The 19,664-nt window shown below is 56.1% G+C and carries 14 protein-coding genes; 12 read left to right on the top strand and 2 right to left on the bottom strand.

Annotated features, from left to right (window positions below):
- Positions 1-13: 13 nt before the first annotated feature.
- Entirely contained in the window at positions 14-1,999 is a 1,986-nt protein-coding gene (locus Q0P59_RS08775) for a thiamine pyrophosphate-dependent enzyme (protein ID WP_295005682.1), read from the bottom strand.
- 74 nt (positions 2,000-2,073) lie between these two features.
- The gene (locus Q0P59_RS08770) at positions 2,074-2,331 is read right to left on the bottom strand and encodes a phosphopantetheine-binding protein (RefSeq protein ID WP_295005680.1); all 258 of its coding nucleotides are present in this window, start codon (positions 2,329-2,331) and stop codon (positions 2,074-2,076) included.
- A gap of 139 nt (positions 2,332-2,470) precedes the next feature.
- Here Q0P59_RS08770 and Q0P59_RS08765 point away from each other — a divergent pair, with 139 nt between their 5' ends.
- From Q0P59_RS08765 to Q0P59_RS08710, 12 genes are all read left to right on the top strand, one after another.
- Complete coding sequence (locus tag Q0P59_RS08765) at positions 2,471-4,069, top strand: acyl-CoA ligase (AMP-forming), exosortase A system-associated (RefSeq protein WP_295005678.1); 1,599 nt, start codon at positions 2,471-2,473, stop codon at positions 4,067-4,069.
- 26 nt (positions 4,070-4,095) lie between these two features.
- Entirely contained in the window at positions 4,096-5,340 is a 1,245-nt protein-coding gene (locus tag Q0P59_RS08760) for a pyridoxal-dependent decarboxylase, exosortase A system-associated (protein ID WP_295005676.1), read from the top strand.
- Positions 5,341-5,741: 401 nt separating this feature from the next.
- Positions 5,742-7,124: a TIGR03013 family XrtA/PEP-CTERM system glycosyltransferase gene (locus Q0P59_RS08755; RefSeq protein WP_295005674.1), complete on the top strand. Its 1,383-nt coding sequence runs from the start codon at positions 5,742-5,744 to the stop codon at positions 7,122-7,124.
- 32 nt (positions 7,125-7,156) lie between these two features.
- Positions 7,157-9,271: an XrtA/PEP-CTERM system histidine kinase PrsK gene (prsK, locus tag Q0P59_RS08750; protein WP_295005672.1), complete on the top strand. Its 2,115-nt coding sequence runs from the start codon at positions 7,157-7,159 to the stop codon at positions 9,269-9,271.
- Positions 9,268-10,638 (top strand): PEP-CTERM-box response regulator transcription factor, encoded by a 1,371-nt coding sequence (prsR, locus tag Q0P59_RS08745; protein ID WP_295005670.1) that lies wholly within the window; start codon positions 9,268-9,270, stop codon positions 10,636-10,638. Before prsK ends, prsR begins: the two co-directional genes overlap by 4 nt.
- Positions 10,639-10,656: 18 nt before the next feature.
- Positions 10,657-13,431 (top strand): XrtA/PEP-CTERM system TPR-repeat protein PrsT, encoded by a 2,775-nt coding sequence (gene prsT / locus Q0P59_RS08740; protein ID WP_295005668.1) that lies wholly within the window; start codon positions 10,657-10,659, stop codon positions 13,429-13,431.
- A 47-nt stretch (positions 13,432-13,478) separates the two neighbouring features.
- A complete protein-coding gene (locus Q0P59_RS08735; RefSeq protein ID WP_295005666.1) occupies positions 13,479-14,759 on the top strand; it encodes a nucleotide sugar dehydrogenase in 1,281 nt (426 codons plus the stop codon).
- Between the two features lie 11 nt (positions 14,760-14,770).
- The gene (locus tag Q0P59_RS08730) at positions 14,771-15,676 is read left to right on the top strand and encodes a transglycosylase SLT domain-containing protein (RefSeq protein ID WP_295005664.1); all 906 of its coding nucleotides are present in this window, start codon (positions 14,771-14,773) and stop codon (positions 15,674-15,676) included.
- Entirely contained in the window at positions 15,673-16,434 is a 762-nt protein-coding gene (locus Q0P59_RS08725; RefSeq protein ID WP_295005662.1) for a serine protease, read from the top strand. Before Q0P59_RS08730 ends, Q0P59_RS08725 begins: the two co-directional genes overlap by 4 nt.
- A 239-nt stretch (positions 16,435-16,673) precedes the next feature.
- Positions 16,674-17,297, top strand: a complete 624-nt coding sequence (locus Q0P59_RS08720; protein ID WP_295005660.1) for a hypothetical protein — start codon at positions 16,674-16,676, stop codon at positions 17,295-17,297.
- A gap of 282 nt (positions 17,298-17,579) precedes the next feature.
- Positions 17,580-18,497, top strand: a complete 918-nt coding sequence (locus Q0P59_RS08715; RefSeq protein WP_295005658.1) for an HprK-related kinase A — start codon at positions 17,580-17,582, stop codon at positions 18,495-18,497.
- Positions 18,494-19,591 (top strand): nucleotidyltransferase family protein, encoded by a 1,098-nt coding sequence (locus Q0P59_RS08710; protein WP_295005656.1) that lies wholly within the window; start codon positions 18,494-18,496, stop codon positions 19,589-19,591. The genes Q0P59_RS08715 and Q0P59_RS08710 overlap by 4 nt, the downstream gene beginning before the upstream one ends.
- Positions 19,592-19,664 lie beyond the last annotated feature (73 nt).

Here is a 19,664-nt window from a genome sequence, read left to right as displayed (position 1 = left end):
ATAGTTCCGATATTTAGATTAGATCCATGACGGCGGCGACCACGGCGTTTTCGTCGGGAAGTTGACTGCTTTCAAGGCTGCGCGCGGAAGCAATCGGTACGGGCGCCGCCCCCAATCGTGCAACCCGACCTGCATAACCGTTCTCGGCAAGAAGCGCCAGAATCTCCGCACTGAAGCCGAAATGATGGTGCGCCTCTTCGACGACAAGGATTCTCGGACGATCCATCAGCAGTCGCAGCAAGGTTTCGCGAGGCAAGGGGGCCAACAACGCTGGCGCAACAATTTCAACGGATAGCTCTTCCTCGTCGCTCAGAATGCGTGCCGCCTTTTCCGTTACAGGCAACATGCCCCCATACGACAGCAATGTCACATCGGGGTCGTCGCTACCGTTGCGCAGCGTCGGAAACAAGACAGCACCTATGTCACCGCCATCCGGCTCCACTTCGACGTAGTCTCCGGCATCCTGTTTTTCGCCGTACAGCAGCTTGTGCTCCAGAAACAAGGTCGGGTTGTCCCAACGCTGGCTGGCATTGACGAGCAGGTGTCCCAGGTCATGTCGATGGCTGCCATACAAGACCGTGAGTCCAGGCACGGACACGAACAGGTTCTCAAGACTCTGGCTGTGCGTTGGCCCATAACCGCGCCGGCCGCCACATGGCGTACGAATAATCAGCGGAACCGACGTATCCTCGAACATCCCCGGGAATTTGACGGCATGGTTATATATCTGGTCCATGCACAGCGTCAGAAAATCGGCAAACATGATTTCAACGATCGGCTTCTTGCCCGCCATCGCCAAACCGATTCCAGCTCCGGTAATTCCCGCCTCACTGATCGGCGTGGATATCACGCGCCCCTTGAATTGCTCGGAAAGCCCCGCGGTCACCTTGAAGGCCCCGCCATAGGGATCATGCAGATCCTCGCCCACCAGAATAACCTCCGGATCGGTGGCGAGCAGTTGCCGCAACGCATCGTTGAGTGCTGCCCGGACATTGGGGAGTCGTTCCGTGTCCCGGGGACCGTCGACACCCCTGACCGGGCGGAAAACATGCTCCGGGGCCTCATCAAACACCGCGGGCGGAAATGCCAGAGCCTGCTGTTCTATCTGAACAATAAACTCCTTGCAGCGTTCCTTGACGTCATCCACTTCACTGGCCGACAGTCGCGCCGCCAAGGCCATCAACGGGTCGCCCGCAACCAGCCCCTCCATTTCAGCGGGATCACGCAAATCGTCCCCCTTGCTATGGGGGCCGAGTCGGCCGGTATCAATGACCAACATCCCCGGGAGGCCGCTGCTCCGAACCTCCCCCACAATCCGTTCAACCTCGTCAATGAAGCTTTCGTCGCGATCGGATACCCTCCAGGTCGAGAGCCCAAATGCGCGACCACGCAGAACGATGTCGCCACCAATGGTATCCCGCGTATAGGTAGTCTGCGCTATGCCATTGTGCTCAACAACGAAAAGAACGGGCACCTTCCAGGTCGATGCGAGGTTCATGCTCTCGTACAGCATGCCCTCCCCCAGCGTGCCGTCGCCGATGATGACAGCCACGACCCCGGGACTGCCGCGCCCTTTATTGGCTGCTGCCAGACCGACACCGATGCCGGTCATGCCTGCCTGGACGCCATTGCTGTGAAAATTCCGATAAGCGATATGCTGGCTTCCGCCATATCCCCCACAGACTCCGCCTTTACGCCCCATGATCTCCGCGACCAAACCCACGAAGTCCCCGGAGTAGGTCATGAAATGACCATGGTTACGATGGTTTGACAGGACATAGTCGTCCGGATGCGAGAGCGCCCGAACCACGGACATCTGGCACAGCTCCTGCCCGAGACAGGTGTGCGTCGTACCGGAAACTAGCCCGCGACTGAAGAGCTCGAGAATAAGCTTTTCAGTCTCTCTGATCAGAGACCCGAACAGGAATAGCTCGCGCGGAGATGATGCGATGGACGGCTTGCCATGCTCATCGACAGGGAAAACGGGAGAAATAGCCATTGATCAACCCAACAAATGCCAGAACCAGCTGGCATTTACAACGATAACCGCACAGCCTGCCTTGCCCGGAACAGTCATCCGGCAACGCCAAGCTTGCCGGCGACGAAATGCGACAGCGTCCCCACCGTGGCAAAAACCGCCCCGTCTATTTCGTCGTCATCCACGGCGCAGGAAAAACGTTCCTCGATCGCCGAAATAATTGCGACGACCGCCATCGAATCCAGCTCGGGAATGCTGCCCAGCAAAAGCGTATCATCGTCGAATGTCCGCGCTCTCCCCCCAAGATGCAAAACCTCGTCAAGCATCATCCTTACTTCTTTATTGATATCCACCATCAACCCCGGTTGTTTATATAAGCTGACTGTATCAAAGATAAGCTACCAGCCCATGTGAGATACTTCACACGACATCTGGCTAACCATACGTCATCCTTGCACCGGGTTTAATTTTAACATCTGCGCCCCCTCAGACATGACTGAATCATCACTCCTGCATGAATTGCTGTCCCGATCCGCCCACCGAATGCCGGATTCGATCGCCTTGACTTATGGCCCGAATCAGATGAGCTATCAGGAGCTGTATCAAGCCACCAGTCAGTTCGCCTCCGGCTTGATGCAACTGGGGATCGCTCGCGGCGAACGGGTTGCCATATACCTTGAGAAACGTTTCGAAACCGTCGTTGCAAGCTTCGGGGCGCCAGCGGCCGGCGCGGTGTTCGTCCCGCTCAATCCAATCCTCAAGTCCGAGCAGATCAGTTATATCCTTCGGGACTGCAATGTCCGGGTCTTAGTCACATCCGCCGATCGCCTGGCGCTGATTGGCGACGCCCTTAAAAACTGTCACGACCTGCGCCATATCGTGATCGTCGGAGCAAGCGGCTCTTCGCAAGGAAACCCTGGGGTCAATACGCTTGACTGGACCGACTTCATGCAGGCCCGGCAAAGCGACGGACACCGCGTAATCGACACCGACATGCTCGGCATCCTCTACACCTCGGGCAGCACGGGAAAGCCAAAGGGGGTGGTGCTCTCCCATCGCAACATGGTCGCCGGCGCGAAGAGCGTTTCCAGTTACCTGGAAAACCGCTCCGAAGACACGCTGCTGGCAGCCCTTCCCCTTTCCTTCGATGCCGGATTCAGCCAGCTCACCACGGCCTTTCATGTTGGCGCGCGTGTAGTTCTCCTCAACTACCTGCTTCCGCGCGACGTACTCAAAGCCATCGAGCGCGAACGAGTCACCGGCCTGACTGCCGTGCCACCGCTCTACATCCAGCTGACCCAGTTGCAATGGTCCCAATCGATCACCGAGCACCTCCGCTATTTCGCCAACACAGGTGGCCGCATGCCACGCGAGACGCTCGATGCCTTACGCCGCCACCTGCCCAAGTCAAAGCCATTCTTGATGTACGGCCTGACCGAAGCATTTCGCTCGACCTTTCTCCCGCCCCAGCAAGTCGACCAGCGTCCGGATTCGATCGGCAAGGCCATTCCGAATGCGGAAATCCTGGTTCTCCGCGAAGACGGAACCCCCTGCGCCCCCAATGAACCGGGAGAACTAGTCCATCGTGGAGCCCTGGTCGGCATGGGTTACTGGAATGACCCGGAAAAAACAGCGGAGCGATACAAACCCCTGCCCACGCACGCCCCGGGTCGCGAATCCGGGCTGGTTCTTCCGGAAATTGCCGTATTTTCGGGGGATACGGTGCGCATGGACGAAGAAGGCTATCTCTATTTCATTGGCCGCCGCGATGAAATGATGAAAACCTCTGGCTACCGCGTCAGTCCAACGGAAGTTGAGGAAATTCTCTACGCAACCAAAATGGTAGGTGAATGCGTGGCCTTCGGCGTGGATGACGATCGACTCGGCCAAGCCATACAGGTGATTGCGACCCCGCCCCCCAACGGGATGCTGGATGTTGCGGCGCTGCTTTCGGAATGTCGCAGTCGGATGCCCGCCTATATGGTGCCCGCCGGAATCGATGTGCGCGACGGCCCGTTGCCGCGCAACCCCAACGGAAAGATTGACCGCAAGACGCTGTCGACCGCCTGGATCGAACAGAAGAACCAATAACCGCCCAGTCCGCTCAGAGACGCTTCATGACGACACGAAATATCGCAGCCCCGATCCACGCAGCCATGAACCAGTTTGCCGCCGACAACGACCAGTTGCTTGTCGGTGGGATGCCGATTTCCCGCTTGACCGAACGCGTCGGGCATACGCCCTACTATGCCTACGACCGCAAGCTGCTCAGGGCGCGCGTCGCGGAACTGCGCACGGTATTGCCGCCCAACGTGAAACTGCACTATGCGATGAAGGCCAACCCGATGCCCGCTTTGGTGGCCTTCATAGCCGGCTTGGTGGATGGCATTGACGTGGCTTCGGCCGGAGAACTGAAAGTGGCTCTCGATGCCGGCGCCTCGCCGCACGAAATCAGTTTCGCAGGCCCCGGAAAGCGCGAAAAGGAACTCCGACAGGCAGTCGCCTCGGGAATCCTGATCAATATTGAATCTTTCCGCGAAGTAGACCTCCTTGCCGAAATATCGCAAGACCTCCGCTTGCCCGCCCGCGTCGCCGTCCGCGTCAACCCCGACTTTGAACTCAAGGGCTCCGGCATGAAGATGGGGGGCGGCCCGAAGCAATTTGGCGTGGACGCCGAAGCGGTTCCGGAACTGCTCAAACGCGTTGGCGACAAGGCCTTGGCATTCGAAGGCTTCCATCTTTTTGCCGGCTCCCAGAACCTCAAGGCGGAATCCATCTGCGACGCCCAGGAAAAATCATATCAACTGGCCCTGCAGCTATCCGCCCACGCCCCCTCCCCGGTTCGTTTCCTGAATCTCGGCGGTGGATTCGGAATCCCCTACTTTCCGGGTGAACAACATCTCGACCTCGGCCCCATTCGCGACAATCTGACGCGCCTGGCCAACCAGGCAAAACACGACCTTCCTCAAGCGGACCTTGTCATTGAACTGGGTCGTTTTCTGGTCGGCGAAGCAGGAATCTACGTAACGCAAATCGTGGACAGGAAAGTTTCGCGCGGCCAAACCTATCTGGTGGTTGACGGCGGACTGAACCATCATCTATCCGCATCGGGCAACTTCGGCCAAGTCATCCGCAAGAACTACCCCGTCGCCATAGGCACCAAATTGAATTCCGAGCACATGGAAATGGCAAGTGTCGTCGGCCCCTTGTGCACGCCGCTGGATATCTTGGCGGACCGCATGAACCTGCCTGTAGCCGCGCCCGGTGACCTTGTCGTCATTTTCCAATCGGGCGCCTACGGCGCCAGCGCCAGCCCCCAACGTTTTCTTGGGCATTCGGAAGTTACCGAAATTTTGGTTTAATCGTCAAAACCCAGAGACCGGATCTACCATGAAACAGCAGACAGGAAAGCTTCCACATATGCTTTCGTATTAGGACACCGGCCTTCTATTCGCTACAATAGGCCTCTTGCATAGTTCGACACGTACCGATCAGCGGGTTTTCCCGGAACAATCGGCACATTTGAAGAAGGCCATATTTTGGCCAATTTCGAACATTTAACACAACCCAGTAGCTGTTTCCACGATTGGTAGTCAGTGTGAAATAGTGCCTGTTTAATCTATGCCAGAATCACTAAAGTAAAAACTGATCAGAAGAAATAGGCATTGTTTGCAGCCGTGACGAGAGCGCAGGCAATCTTGGGGTTTAATGGGGCCTGCGCATCGAAGGCCCTGTTCAGGTAGCAGGATGGAGTTCGATCATCATGATCAGGATGTTTAATCACTGGTTTTCGTGGCGTAGCGTGGCAGGAGCATTGTTTGACTTCTCTTTCCTGGTCGTCAGCCTGTTCATTCTGCTGACGTGGGTAAACAGCGGCCTTCCAATACACGTCCCCCAGGTTCTCATCTTCTCCGCGCTGTTTGCCTCTGCAATGCTGGCCATCAACATTCTGCTCGGCTTCTATCAACGCACCACCAACACTTCTTTCGCGAACAAGCGGGCACGGGCAATGCTGTCGCTCTACCTGGCCATTCCGGTGGCCTACGGACTCTATGCCTTGCTGCCCATTACATCGGTCAACCGGGACTTGATGCAGCTTTCTGCGATGTCAGCAGTGTTTGGCATGCTGGTCACTCGGGTTAGCGCCGCCTATTCGCCGACAACCAAGATTCTTCGTCGGCGCATTCTGGTTTTCGGCACCGGTCCGCAAGCGGTGGCGGTCAAGCATGCCCTTGAGCACTCCGACCCATCGGCGGAGATCATTGGCTTCTACCCCGGCGCCAACGAAGACACGCCCCAGGTTGCTCCGCGGCTGATTCTGACAAGGGATCAGCCACTGAGCGATACCGCCCGCAACCTGCGTGCAGATGAGATCGTGGTGGCATTGAGTGAGCGCCGTGGCGGTTCGATGCCGCTGCGAGAACTGCTGGATTGCAAGCTGCAGGGCATACGCGTGCTGGATCTCGCCAGTCATTTCGAGCAAACCCTGGGGCAGATTCGCCTCGACTCGCTCTATGCCGGCTGGCTGATATTTGGCGACGGTTTTCGCCAGGGTTTCGTTCGCACCCTGGTGAAGCGTGTTTTCGATATCGTCTGCGCCAGCTTGCTCATCATGCTGGCACTTCCCGTCATGCTAGCGGCAGCGATTTTGATCGTTGTCGAAGATGGCTTTCCACTCCTCTATCGTCAGGAACGCGTCGGCTTGGGAGGGCGGCTGTTCAACGTCATCAAGTTCCGCAGCATGCGGCGCGATGCCGAGAAGGATGGCAAGCCGATCTGGGCCCAGGCCAAGGACAATCGCGTGACCCGAGTCGGGCAGGTCATCAGAAAGCTGAGGATCGACGAACTCCCGCAACTGTTCAGCGTCCTCAAAGGAGACATGAGCCTGGTTGGCCCCCGTCCCGAACGCCCCTTCTTCGTCGATCAACTGACCAAGGAAATCCCCTTCTATGCCGTGCGCCACAGCGTCAAGCCCGGTGTCACCGGCTGGGCCCAGGTGCGATATCACTACGGATCGACGGTGGAAGACTCTGCAGAAAAGCTGCAATACGATCTCTATTACGTCAAGAACCACAGCCTTTTCCTCGACATCGTCATTCTTTTCGAAACGGTTGGCGTTGTCCTTACCGGAAAAGGGGCACACTAGGATTTGACGCTGACTGAATCCCGATCCAGCCCATGGACGTTTCCGATACTTCGCTGATTTCCTGGAGCTTTGGGCTTGCCGCCCTCGGCTACATGGCTCTGACCGTCTATCTTTTTTCCTTTGGAAAAGAGTGGCGGGATAGCGCCCGTGCCAAGCGCGTCGTTGTCGCCTCCATCATCTCTGCGCTATGGGCCGCCTGCACCTTGCTCGCCATGCATGGCGGCAAGCCCTTGCCGACCATAGCGTCTGCGTTTCTGGATGTGTGCCGCTACGGCGTCTGGTATGCCTTTTTGCTTTCCATACTATCTCAACAGCAAGCCGACCCCCATGCCAAGCCGGCCGTTTCACCCTGGCTTCAACAGTTATGCTGGCTACTGGTCGCTACCGGCCTGGGCCTTCAGTTCGGCTTGCTCGGCGGCTGGATCAAACCGGACGAATGGCAGCGAGCCATGGTTTTCCAAGGTCTGGCCGAGGCGGTGGCAGGCCTGATACTGGTTGAACAACTCTTCCGCACGGTTGCCGAGGATTCGCGCTGGAACGTAAAACCGCTTTGCCTCGCACTCCTGTTCCAGTTCGGTTTCGACATCTACCTGTTTTCGGACGGGGTCATGTTCAATCACCTTGATGGCGATGCAATCACCGTCCGGGGTTTTGTCCATGCCACGACGATCCCGCTGCTCATGCTTTCAACCGAGCGCAGCCGTGACTGGACATCGAAAATCAGGATCTCCCAGAAGGTTGCCTTTCACTCCTTCACCCTGCTCGCATCCGGGATCTACCTGCTGTTCATGGCAGGTGTCGGCTACTACGTCCGCTATTTCGGGGGAGAATGGGGACGCGCACTCCAGTTGGCCCTTGTTTTTGCTGCCATGCTCGGCCTGGGCGTCTTGCTCGTCTCCGGCTCGATACGCGCAAAAATCAAGGTACTGGTCGGCAAGCACTTCTTCCACTACCGCTATGATTATCGCGAGGAATGGCTTCGCTTCACCCAGACGCTGACCACCCAGGATTCTCCGCAACTGATGGGAGAGCAGGTCGTTCGCGGCTTGGCAAACATGGTCGAAAGCCCTGCCGGCGCCTTATGGCTTCGCGAAGCCGGCCGTGACGCCTACCGTCAGACGGCACGCTGGAACCATCCCGAAAGCGCTGGCATCGAGTCGCTGGAATCCCCGCTTTGCAAATTCCTGATGGACAGCGGCTGGGTCATCAATCTGGAGGAATACCGCTGTTTTCCGGGGCGCTACAGCGGGCTGGATCTTCCCGAGTGGCTGTCCGGCCTGCCCAATGCCTGGCTGATTGTTCCCCTGATGGTCGGGCAGGAAATGCATGGCTTCGTCATATTGGCGAGCTCTCGCACCCCGATCAACGTCAACTGGGAAGTCAATGATCTCCTGCGCACGGCGGGTTGCCAGGCAGCCAGCTTTCTGGCCAAGATGCAAGCCACCGAGGCCTTGCTTGAAGTCCGCAAGTTCGATGCATTCAACAAAATGTCGGCCTTTGTCGTACATGACCTGAAAAACATCGTGACCCAGTTGTCCTTGATGCTCAAGAACGCCGAGCGGCATCGCGACAATCCCGAGTTTCAGCAGGACATGTTGATGACTGTCGATCATGCGGTTGAACGAATGCGTCAGCTCATGCTGCAGCTACGCGAAGGTGCCAAGCCTCCCGGAGGAATATGCGGCGTCAACCTGTCGGAGATCGTTCATCGCATCCAGAAGGACAAGGAAAAACAGGGCCGGACAATCGAGGTCGCAATTTCCGAAACACTGGTTGCCCGCGGCCACGACGAACGGCTGGAGCGCGTACTCGGGCATCTGGTCCAGAACGCACTGGATGCCTCGACGCCGAAAAACCGGGTATGGGTGGAGATCGAGCGCAAGAATGACAAGGCGGCCATCGAAGTTGGAGATACCGGGCACGGCATGTCGCCGGAGTTCGTCCGCGACCGGCTTTTCAAGCCATTCCAAAGTACGAAGGAAGCCGGAATGGGTATTGGCGCCTATGAAAGCGCACAGTACATTCGGGAACTGGGTGGAGAAATGCAGGTGGACAGCAAGCCAGGACAGGGCACTCGCATCACGGTTCTACTCCCATTATTCGTCATACGTACGGAATCAGACCTCATAGAAAGAGAAGCTGCGTGACTACTGAAAGGCCCCGCCCCCTGTTGATTGTCGAGGACGATCTTGCACTGCAAAAGCAGCTCCGTTGGTCTTTCGATCAATATGAAACGCTGACGGCCGCAGACCGCGAAAGCGCTCTCGCACAAATCCATCGCCACGCCCCCCCGGTCGTGACCATGGATCTCGGCTTGCCGCCCGATGCCGATTCGGTATCGGAAGGTTTTCGCCTGCTCGAACAAATCCTCGCCGCAGCGCCGGATACCAAGGTCATCGTTCTAACGGGTCAAAACGATCATTCCAATGCACTTCGCGCCATCGCGCTTGGCGCCTACGACTTCTTCGCCAAACCCTTCGAACCCGAATTGCTGGCATTGACGATCGACCGGGCGTTTCGCCTGCACGACCTGCAGCAGGAAAATCGTCGCCTGCAAGCGACCCGCCACCCGACCGCGCTCGGCGGCTTGCTGACCCGGGACTCTGGCATGCAGCGTGTCTGCCGAACCATTGAAAAAGTTGCCAACAGCGGCGCAACCGTTCTATTGCTCGGCGAGAGCGGCACGGGCAAGGAACTCCTTGCGCGAGGACTGCACGAGTCGTCGTCGCGCGCCAAGGAGCGATTCGTTGCCATCAACTGTGCCGCCATCCCGGAAAATCTTCTTGAAAGCGAATTGTTCGGGTATGAAAAAGGCGCTTTTACCGGCGCGGCAAAAACCACGCCGGGGAAGATCGAGACTGCAAACGGCGGAACGCTGATGCTGGACGAAATCGGGGACCTTCCGCTCCCGCTGCAGGCAAAATTGCTGAGATTCCTTCAGGAACGCGTCGTCGAGCGCCTGGGTGGGCGTCAGGAAATTCCGGTTGATGTTCGTATCGTTTGCGCCACTCACCAAGATCTGAAATCCCAAATCGGCGATGGTCGTTTCCGTGAGGATTTGTACTATCGCCTGGCCGAAATTGTCGTTCCGATCCCCCCGCTCCGCGAACGCTCGGGCGATGCCGCCCTGCTGGCGCATGCCTTCGTTCACAAGTTTGCCGAAGAACAGAAGCGCGGCAGCATGACGCTCGGCGAAGATGCCATCCGCACCATAGAGAACCATCGCTGGCCCGGCAATGTCCGCGAATTGGAAAATTGCGTCAAACGTGCGGTAATCATGGCCGATGGATCACGAATCACCCGTGATGACATCGGCCTTGAGGTGCACAATGATCAGGAGCCGGAATTCATCGATTTGCGGAGAGTCCGCGACGATGCAGAACGCCAGGCGATCGTTACCGCGCTGGGCCGAGCCAACAACAACCTGATGAAAACGGCCGAAATACTGGGAATCAGCCGCCCTACCCTGTACGACCTGATGCACCGGCTTGGCTTGAAATCACAAAATACCTGACCCGAAAAGAGACAGTCCATGAAAACGTCGCGCCCAAGTTTTCCACATACCGTTTCCGCCCTGCTCCTCACCCTGCTTCTCGGGGCCTGCGGTGGCGAATCTCCGGAAAGTCTCGTCTCATCGAGCAAGGAATTTTTAGCCAAAAAAGACACCAAGGCGGCTGTCATTCAGCTCAAGAATGCCCTTCAGCAAAATCCCAATCTTGCAGAAGCTCGCTTTCTGATGGGATCAGCGCTCCTGGAAAGCGGAGATCTTGGTGGCGCCGAACTTGAATTGCGCAAAGCCCTGGAACTGAAGCACCCCGTTGACGCCGTTGTCCCGCAGCTTGCCCGCGCCATGCTGGGTCTTGGTCAAGCCAAAAAGATGATCGACGATCTGAAAGACATCACCTTATCCAGCAACGAATCCCAAGCCGCCCTGAAAACCTCCCTAAGCTCGGCATACGCAGCCTTGGGGCACAAGGACGATGCGAAGAGATTGTTATCAGAGGCGCTTATCGCCAGTCCCGAGTATGAACCGGCACGTCTTGTCGACATTCGCGAAACGATCGCCTCGCAAGATATCTCCGGGGCCAAGGCAAAGATAGAGGCTGTTTTAACGAAAAATCCGAGAAGCGCCGAGGCAATGCTGATTAAAGGGGCGCTGCTGGCCACGGAGGGCAACGCTGCCGCCTCGTTGGAGCAATACCATAAGGCCATTGAAGCCAAGCCCGACTTCCTTCCGGCACATACTGCAATCATCATTTCCTTGTTGCAAAACGACAAGATGGACGATGCCATCAAGCAACTTGATGCCGTCAAGAAAATTGCCCCAAAAACGCCGCAAGCCTACTTCCTTGACGCGCAAGTCAATTATCAACGCAAGGATTACAAAGTCGCTCGCGAATCTGCGCAGCAACTATTGCGCTTATCGCCGAATAACCCAAACAGTCTACAGCTAGCAGGCGCTATCGAGTATCAACTGGGATCCTTCCTGCAGGCCGAGACCTATCTGGCAAAAGCCGTGCAATTCTCACCCAAGCTGGTTCTGGCTCGCCGCATACTCGTTACGAACTATCTGCGTTCCGGGCAACCGGCAAAAGCCCTTGAAACACTTCAGCCCGTACTCGTTGATATCGAAAAGGACTCTGCCTTCCTGACTTTGGCTGGACAAGCCTATTTGCAGAACGGCGACGCCGTAAAAGCAGCGGAATACTTCACCAAAGCAAGCAAGCTAGATCCGGAAAACGCTCCCAAGAAAACCTCCATTGCGGTTGCGCACTTGGCACAAGGCAATACCGATAGCGGTTTCCAGGAGCTTCAGAGGATTTCCGCCGAAGACAAAGGGATCACCGCCGACCTTGCGCTGATTGCTGCCCATCTGAAGAACAACCAGTTGGACAAGGCCATTCAGGCCATCGACGTTCTGGAGAAAAAACAGCCGGACAATCCCGCAACCTACAATCTGCGTGCCCAAGCCCTGCTTGCCAAGAAAGATGTGCCGGGCGCTCGTCGGAGCTACGAAAAAGCCATCGCGATCAACCCCACCTTCTTTCCAGCAGTGGCCAGCCTTGCCAGGCTTGACTTGGCCGACAAGAAACCCGGGGACGCGCAGAAGCGCTTTGAAACGGTGCTAGCGGCAGATCCCAAGAACGTCCAGGCACTTCTCGCCTTGGCTGAGCTGAATATGGCGACTAACGGAAAGGCCGGCGAAGCGACGGATCTGATTGCGAAAGCAGTCACCGCTGCGCCGACGGAAATCGCCCCACGGGTGATCCTGATTCAGCATTACTTAAAAAACAATGAATCCAAGAAAGCCCTGTCCGCAGCCAACGACGCTGTCGCAGCCATGCCCGAAAAACCGGAAATTCTCGACGCACTCGGGCGTGTACAGCTGATTTCCGGAGACTACAACCAGGCATTGACTACATTCGGGAAAATGGCCGCCTTGCAACCCGCCTCGCCAGTTCCGCAGTTGCGCATTGCTGAAGTCCAGTTTGCCAACAAGAACAAGGAAGACGGCGTCAAGAGTTTGAAGAAAGCTCTCGAGATCAAGCCGGACCTGCTCGACGCGCAGCGTGCCCTGGTTTCGGCTGCAATGGAAAACAAGAACACGAACGAAGCATTGACCATTGCCAGGACTGTACAGAAACAACGCCCGAAGGAAGCTGCCGGCTACCTCCTGGAAGGCGGAATCCATACGGCAAATCAACGCGACTCTCAGGCAATCGACGTATATCGCTCTGGACTCAAAAGCACTCAGACCACCGATCTATCAATCAGGCTGCATTCAACGCTGCTGAACTCCGGCAACAAGGCAGAAGCGGAAAGGCATGCATCGACCTGGTTGAAGGAAAATCCGAAAGACTTCGGATTCCGCATGTACTTGGGCGACCTTGCCTTTGCTGCAAACAGCTTCAGCCAGGCCGCCACGTATTACCAGAGCGCCCTCGCCCTCCAGCCCAACAACGCCTTGATCCTGAACAATCTGGCCTGGGCTGCCGGCCAGATGAAATCGCCAAAGGCTTTGGAGTATGCGGAAAAAGCCAATGAATTGGCCCCCAATCAACCGGCCATCATGGATACCCTGGCTGTGCTGATTGCCGACAAGGGAGATACCGCAAAGGCAATCGAACTGCTCAAGAAGGCTGTTTCACTGGCCCCCCAGGCTGCGTCGATTCAGTTGAACCTGGCCAAAACGCTGATCAAGGCCGGGAAGAAGGAAGATGCCCGCAAGGAGCTTGAGGCTTTGGCAAAGCTGGGGGACAAATTCCCGAGCCAGGCAGAGGTTAGTCAGCTGCTGAAAACCCTCTAGAATTCGTTTTCAAACCATTTTTGATAGATATAGATACAGGAATCAAGATGACAATCATCGCAGTCGTGGGTTTGGGTTACGTTGGTTTGCCGCTCGCTGTCGAGTTCGGCAAGAAATACAAAACCATCGGTTTTGACCTCTCGTCGGAAAAAATCGAAAGCTACAAGAAGTTCTGCGATCCGACGGGCGAAGTCAGTTCCGAGGATCTCAAGGCCGCCACACAACTCATGGTCACGACAGACGCCTCGGCACTGCGTGAGGCCGACTTCGTTGTCGTCGCGGTTCCCACCCCGGTCGACGACGCGCACCAACCTGATTTCAGCCCCCTCGTCGGCTCCTCGACATCCGTTGGCAGAAATCTGAAGCAAGGCGCGATCGTCGTCTATGAATCGACGGTTTATCCCGGTGCCACCGAAGAGGTCTGCATCCCGATTCTTGAAAAGGAATCCGGCAAGACCTGGAAGAAGGATTTCTTCGTCGGCTACTCCCCCGAGCGCATCAATCCGGGCGACAAGGAGCGCACTGTCACCAAGATCGTCAAGGTTGTTTCCGGTGATACGCCTGAAACCCTCGCCAAAGTGCAGGAAATTTACGGCAGCGTCATCACGGCAGGCGTCTACCCCGCTTCCAATATCAAGGTTGCTGAAGCAGCCAAGGTCATCGAGAACACCCAGCGGGACTTGAACATTGCGCTGATGAACGAACTGGCCATCATTTTCGACAAGATCGGCATCGATACGCTGGAAGTGCTTCAGGCAGCCGGCACCAAGTGGAACTTCCTTCCCTTCCGTCCGGGCCTGGTCGGTGGCCATTGCATCGGCGTCGACCCGTACTACCTGACGCACAAGGCTCAACAGCTCGGTTATCACCCGGAAGTCATTCTCGCCGGCCGCCGCATCAACGACGGCATGGGAAAATTCATTGCTGAAAAAACGGTCAAGCAAATGGTTCGGAATGGTCATCCGGTCAAGGACAAGCCGATCATCGTTCTGGGTCTGACGTTCAAGGAGGATTGTCCGGACCTGCGGAACTCGCGCGTCATCGATGTCATTCAGGAACTCGAGTCCTACGGTGCGAAGGTATATGTGCATGACCCGGTTGCGGAAGCCAGGGAAGCCCGCCACGAATACGGCGTTGATCTCGTTTCCTGGGAAGAACTGCCCAAGGCGGCAGCCATTGTCGTGGCCGTCAGCCACCGTCAATTCAAGAACCTGCCGACTTCGGATTTGTTGTCTAAACTGAATGAGAATGGCGTGATCACCGACGTAAAGAGCATGCTCGACCCGGCCGATTTTTCGAATACAGGAATCTCGGTCTGGCGTCTCTAAGAGGTTAACCGATGAAGCACTCGATACGACAACGAATAGCCTTTCCCATTCGATGGGTATTGGGTGCTTCCGTCGCGCTCGCCAGTTCGCTCTCGACGGCAGACGTCGCCCCTTCTCCAAAGGAAAAGGCCGCTGTATTGCGACTTGAAGGCAGAGCACTCGAGTACGGTGAAAACGGCGCCAAGAAAGACCCCGAGCAAGCCCTCAAGCTTTACTGCGAGGCTGCCCGACTCGGCGACATGGAGGCCCAGTACAATCTGGGCTGGATGCTCGCCAATGGGCGCGGCGTCACCCGAGACGACGCTAGCGCTGCTTATTTCTTCGCCATGGCCGCAAAACAAGGCGATGCGCTTTCCATCCGCATGTTGCGCCAGGTGGGCGACCCCGCGGACAAAACTCCTTCCTGTCTTGTCGATGCCGAGGCGGAAGGTCATGACATCGTAGACAACGCCCTGCCGCAACACCAGAAAGTACTCGGACTGGTCCAGCACCTCGCGCCCCAGTATGGCGTATCGCCGCGTTTGGCCATGGCCATCATACGCGCGGAATCCAACTTCAATCCGACAGCCGTATCACCCAAAAACGCCCAGGGGCTCATGCAGCTGATTCCGGAAACCGCGGAACGCTTCAACGTCAAAAAACCCTTTGACCCCGAACAGAACATTCGCGGCGGTTTGGCGTATCTGCGCTGGCTGTTGGCCTATTTCCAAGGCAACATTGCCCTGGTCGCAGCAGGATACAACGCCGGCGAAGGAGCCGTGAATCGCTATGCCGGCATCCCGCCATATGCGGAGACCCAAGGCTACGTCAAACGGATCCGGGAGATTTTCCGCCGCGATGACCACCCGTTTGATGCAACGGTCACGGCGCCCTCACCCGAACTCCGCAGAATTACTGCATCAAAGCGGTCAATGTGATTCGCCACACACGAGTTTTCTTTCGAACCGGGCTGCTCCTGAGCCTTTTTTCGGCATCCGTCTGCCTGGCGGACCTTCCCGATACCATTGAAAGAGTGAAACCGGCAGTCGTCGCCATCGGTACGTATATGAAAACGCAAAGCCCTCCCTTTGTATTTCGGGGAACCGGTTTTGCAATCGCCAACGGGAACAAAATAGCCACAAACGCACATGTTCTGCCGGAAACAGGCAGCGCCGACGCACCGGAATTGGCCGTGTTGATTCGTTCCCCCCGTGGCGAAGGTTCGATTCGCAGAGCAACTGTCGTCAGGAAGGATGCCGAGCATGATTTGGCAGTGCTGCACATTGACGGCCCGCCCTTGCCGGCGCTCACGCTCAGCAGCACCCCCGTCGTTCGTGAAGGACAGGAGATTGCCTTCACCGGGTTCCCGATCGGAGGCGCCCTCGGATTCTCCCCCGTAACCCATCGAGGCATCGTATCCGCACTGACCCCTATCGCTATTCCAGGGGCCAACTCCAACCAACTCAACGAGAAGCTGATCAAGCAAATCCGAAGAGGCAGCTTTAACGTCTATCAACTGGATGCGACCGCCTACCCAGGTAACAGCGGCAGCCCGCTATACGACACCAACTCGGGGGAAGTCGTCGGGGTGATCAACATGGTATTTATCAAAGGCTCAAAAGAAGCGGCACTCTCGGCACCGTCGGGCATTTCCTACGCTATCCCCATATACCACCTGAACAACCTGCTGCCTTGAAATCCGATTGATGAGAAACGATCCCTCAGCCACAGAAACACAGGAACACACGCTGTCGACTTTCTTTACACATTCGTCAAGCCGGACCTTGAACCATATCGAACAAGCTCAAAAATCAATCATAAGACGCTAATTAAATTAGTATTTTTTTTTCACGCACGATTATTGCTAGAACTTCTCCATAAGAGTTCGCTGCATTAAAATGACGTGAACGCATCGACTGACATTTAGGTGAAATCATGCCCGACAAGCATTTACCCCAGCAGCCAACCAACGATACCGAGCAGCCTTCCAACAATGCAACGGAAAGCGATACCAAACGTCGCAAGCTGCTTTCCTCGGTACTTTCTGCTTCGGCATTGATCGTCACCACGGCGAACAAACCCGCTTGGGCAACCGACCGTTGCACGCGCTCAGCACTTAATTCGGCCAATCTTTCAGGGCAACACACGATTGGAGGATGCGGACGTTCCGCAGGTTTCTGGAGAAACCGCACTGACTGGCCCACTGGTTGCTCTCGTGCGGATGCCTTTACCAATGTGTTTGGATCCTACAAGTACAAAGGCGTCGTTCTCTTCATCAACAAGAGCCTTGCAGACGTCATCAACATGTCAGGAAGCTCTGACTCCAATCCAGCAAACATTGCCCTTCACGTGGTCGGAGCTTACTGCAACGCCAAGGCATTCCCAAAAACGAATCCCAACGGCAAGGGATACGCCTACACCCCCGAGCAAGTTGTCAGCATGTTTCAGACAGCTGCCGGCCTAGCCAACATTGCCAACTCTCCCACAGCGTTTGAGACACTGAAGAACACTCTTCAACTCGCAAACGATACCTACGATAACCTTACCGATTGGCCTTGATTCGCTACAGCCTCCCCGATCACCACGAGAGGCAACTTGGATTGAATTGGGTATCCTGGGATGGAGATGCCCTTCTTTACAGTGCGGCAAGCGGCAGCACCTCGCGCTTGCTTGCGCCTGCAGGCGAGGTTCTGAGGCTTTTTTCCGCGACAGAAAATGCCACCTCGATGGCGATCGATGAGATATGCTCCCAACTGCATATTGCAGGCGAAACACATCGCACCCACCTCAAAGAAACGCTGGATATATTATGTTTGATCGGCCTGTTAAAAAGAGAGCCCTTTGAAGGTAGCCGATCTCTCCAGGCAGGAGCTTGCTCACCGTCTGTCCGGTAATGGGCTGAAGCTTAGAACCGGCCCATTTGTTTTTTCAATAAGAAGCCCCTTTCAAGCGGTGACGGAAGGGTTGCTCACGCTGTACAACCAGTTTCCGGTCGAACCGCCCACGACATTCAGTGACTTTCACATTGAAGTCACGCCGCCGAAAGGCCTTCGCCGCTGGATCAGGCCGCAAAGCATCTTCGTATTCGATGGCGAGATTCCCTTCAAGCCGCTTGCCGCAAACCAGGCCTTTGCCTTGCTGGAATGGGGAATGAATTGGTGCATCTACAACCACGCCCATCACTTCCTGATAATTCACGGCGCAGTTCTTGAGCGCAACGGCAAGGCGATCCTTCTGCCTGCACCATCGGGCTCCGGCAAAAGCACGCTCTGCGGAGCCCTGATGTCTCGAGACTGGCGCCTCCTGTCCGACGAACTGATCCTGATCGATCCAGATGATGGAAAGATTACCCCCCTCGGCCGGCCCGTCAGCCTGAAAAATCGATCCATCGATGTTTTACGGACCTTTGCACCGGGGCATTACATTTCGGCCCCTATCCACGACACCGCAAAAGGCTCCGTTGCGCATATGAAATCAACATCGGATAGCATGCTGCGGGTTGACGAGCGAGTTGCGCCGCACTGGGTAATATTCCCGCAATACATGGAAAACCAGGAAGCTACGCTTACCCCCCTAGGAAAAACGGACGTCTTCATGGCACTTGTCGAAAATGCCTTCAATTACAATATATTGCTGGAAAAAGGATTTGTTAGCCTGGCCCGGCTTGTTGACTCCATCACGGGCTTCAAAGCCACCTATGGCAGCCTGGATCAAGTGATTACCCACATTGACCAACTTGCAGACGAGTCTGGCGGATGACCTCAAGCTGCACCCTTGTTGAAGCACTTCTCCAGCCCCTCAAAACCACAAGATACTCGATTCCGGAATGGGAGCTTTGCATTCGCCAGGCACGAGCCTCCCAACTATTGGCTCGCCTGGCAACAACCCTGGAAGATGAGCAGTTAAGCCAACACGCCCCGCCACCCGTACAAGCGCACCTCCTTGCCGCCCGCCAGCACCAGGCTCACTTAAGCACGGCTATCCGCAATGAGGTTACCTATATCGAAACAGCAATACGTGCCGCAGGCGCCCAAGTCGTTCTCCTGAAGGGTGCGGCATACGAGCTTGCGGGACTTTCTCCATCCCGTAGCCGTATTTATAACGATATCGACCTATTGGTAGCAAAAGACAAATTGGAGGATATCGAGATCAATCTTATGCTTCACGGTTGGTCAAGCACCTCTCAAGATGCATACGATGAACGCTACTACCGGCAGTGGATGCATGAAATACCGCCGATGCGCCATATAGAGCGCCATAGCCTGATTGACGTCCATCACAACCTCGTCCCGGAAACAAGCGCCATACGCGTCGACCCGGCAAAATTACTAAAAGAGACCCGCTCCTGCCCCAACAATCCGGAGATTCATGTACTCGCTCCGAACGACATGATTCTGCATAGCGCCGTCCACCTGTTTAATGACGGCGAGTTTGACCATGCGCTCCGCGATCTTTTCGATATACGCGACCTGGTTCGCGAAACGGTACGCTCTTCGGATGACTGGAAACGGCTAATTACGCGTGCCGAAGAGTTGGGCTTGCAGCGCCCCCTCTACTATGCCGTGCGCTACCTAAACCTGGTCTTGCACGAGGAGGTTGCAGAGCACCTGGACTCTCTCAGGACACACGCTCCCAGTGCAACCAAACTCGCGCTGCTGGACCGCATGTTCATTCGCGGCCTGCAACCTCAGCATGCCACTTGCGACGATTTTGCGACGGGTATCGCTCGTTTTTCGCTATACATCCGAGGCCATGCGCTTCGCATGCCATTACGGCTGCTGCTGCCCCATTTGGCCAAGAAATCCAGGAAACGGCTACTCAACAACCTCATCGGAACACGTGATGCAGGATAAATCCGATGAATGGCGTGCCCGGAGGGACTCGAACCCCCGACCTGCTGCTTAGAAGGCAGCTGCTCTATCCAGT

Origin of the sequence: uncultured Dechloromonas sp., from assembly GCF_945957265.1 — a bacterium.
In the GTDB taxonomy this organism is placed as follows: Bacteria; Pseudomonadota; Gammaproteobacteria; order Burkholderiales; family Rhodocyclaceae; genus Azonexus.
Note: the sequence above shows the minus strand (reverse complement) of the source record. Positions and strands in the feature narration are given on the sequence as shown.

Coding starts and splice junctions, on each gene's coding strand:
- Q0P59_RS08775 (WP_295005682.1), bottom strand. CDS start 1,999: ATGGCTATTTCTCCCGTTTTCCCTGTCGATGAGCATGGCAAGCCGTCC.
- Q0P59_RS08765 (WP_295005678.1), top strand. CDS start 2,471: ATGACTGAATCATCACTCCTGCATGAATTGCTGTCCCGATCCGCCCAC.
- Q0P59_RS08760 (WP_295005676.1), top strand. CDS start 4,096: ATGACGACACGAAATATCGCAGCCCCGATCCACGCAGCCATGAACCAG.
- Q0P59_RS08755 (WP_295005674.1), top strand. CDS start 5,742: ATGATCAGGATGTTTAATCACTGGTTTTCGTGGCGTAGCGTGGCAGGA.
- prsK (WP_295005672.1), top strand. CDS start 7,157: ATGGACGTTTCCGATACTTCGCTGATTTCCTGGAGCTTTGGGCTTGCC.
- prsT (WP_295005668.1), top strand. CDS start 10,657: ATGAAAACGTCGCGCCCAAGTTTTCCACATACCGTTTCCGCCCTGCTC.
- Q0P59_RS08735 (WP_295005666.1), top strand. CDS start 13,479: ATGACAATCATCGCAGTCGTGGGTTTGGGTTACGTTGGTTTGCCGCTC.
- Q0P59_RS08730 (WP_295005664.1), top strand. CDS start 14,771: ATGAAGCACTCGATACGACAACGAATAGCCTTTCCCATTCGATGGGTA.
- Q0P59_RS08720 (WP_295005660.1), top strand. CDS start 16,674: ATGCCCGACAAGCATTTACCCCAGCAGCCAACCAACGATACCGAGCAG.
- Q0P59_RS08710 (WP_295005656.1), top strand. CDS start 18,494: ATGACCTCAAGCTGCACCCTTGTTGAAGCACTTCTCCAGCCCCTCAAA.